The organism is Peptoniphilus indolicus ATCC 29427 (assembly GCF_000227315.1).
Lineage (GTDB): Bacteria > Bacillota > Clostridia > Tissierellales > Peptoniphilaceae > Peptoniphilus > Peptoniphilus indolicus.
The window spans coordinates 1-1,341 of sequence record NZ_JH165113.1; the positions used below are offsets into that span (position 1 = coordinate 1).

Below are 1,341 nucleotides of genomic sequence, written 5' to 3' on the forward strand. Positions count from 1 at the left end.
GTGAATTTATTTCCTTAGAAAGGAGGTGATCCAGCCGCACCTTCCGATACGGCTACCTTGTTACGACTTCACCCCAGTCATTAACCCTACCTTCGGCGTCTGCTTCCTTGCGGTTAGCTCGACGACTTCGGGTATTGCCAACTCCCATGGTGTGACGGGCGGTGTGTACAAGACCCGGGAACGCATTCACCGCAGCATTCTGATCTGCGATTACTAGCAACTCCGACTTCATGTTCTCGAGTTGCAGAGAACAATCCGAACTGAGATCGGCTTTTTGAGATTCGCTTGCTATCGCTAGCTTGCCCGCTCTTTGTTCCGACCATTGTAGCACGTGTGTAGCCCAGGACATAAAGGGCATGATGATTTGACGTCATCCCCACCTTCCTCCGATTTATCATCGGCAGTCCCTTTAGAGTTCCCATCTTTACATGCTGGCAACTAAAGGTAAGGGTTGCGCTCGTTGCGGGACTTAACCCAACATCTCACGACACGAGCTGACGACAACCATGCACCACCTGTAATACTGTCCCCGAAGGGAAACCTCTATCTCTAGAGGGGTCAATATTATGTCAAGCCCTGGTAAGGTTCTTCGCGTTGCTTCGAATTAAACCACATGCTCCGCTGCTTGTGCGGGTCCCCGTCAATTCCTTTGAGTTTCATGCTTGCGCACGTACTCCCCAGGCGGAGTGCTTATTGTGTTAACTGCGGCACCGAAATCCTCCGACACCTAGCACTCATCGTTTACGGCGTGGACTACCAGGGTATCTAATCCTGTTTGCTACCCACGCTTTCGTTCCTCAGCGTCAGTTTGTGACCAGTAAGTCGCCTTCGCCACCGGTATTCCTCCTAATATCTACGCATTTCACCGCTACACTAGGAATTCCACTTACCTCTTCACTACTCAAGTTTAGAAGTTTCAAATGCTTACGAGGGTTGAGCCCTCGCCTTTCACATCTGACTTTCTAAACCGCCTGCGAACCCTTTACGCCCAGTGATTCCGGACAACGCTCGCCCCCTACGTATTACCGCGGCTGCTGGCACGTAGTTAGCCGGGGCTTCCTCCTATGGTACCGTCATTATCTTCCCATAGGACAGAGCTTTACGAATCGAAATCCTTCTTCGCTCACGCGGCGTCGCTGCATCAGGGTTTCCCCCATTGTGCAATATTCCCCACTGCTGCCTCCCGTAGGAGTTTGGACCGTTTCTCAGTTCCAATGTGGCCGTTCACCCTCTCAGGCCGGCTACTGATCGCTATCTTGGTGAGCCGTTACCTCACCAACTAATTAATCAGACGCGAGTCCATCTTTGACCGCTAATTCACTTTGATCGTTATGACATGTG

The 1,341-nt window shown here is 51.4% G+C and carries 1 rRNA gene; it reads right to left on the reverse strand.

Annotated features, from left to right (window positions below):
* Nucleotides 1-18 precede the first annotated feature (18 nt).
* Nucleotides 19-1,341: ribosomal RNA gene (locus HMPREF9129_RS10185) — 16S ribosomal RNA — on the reverse strand; the annotation flags it as partial.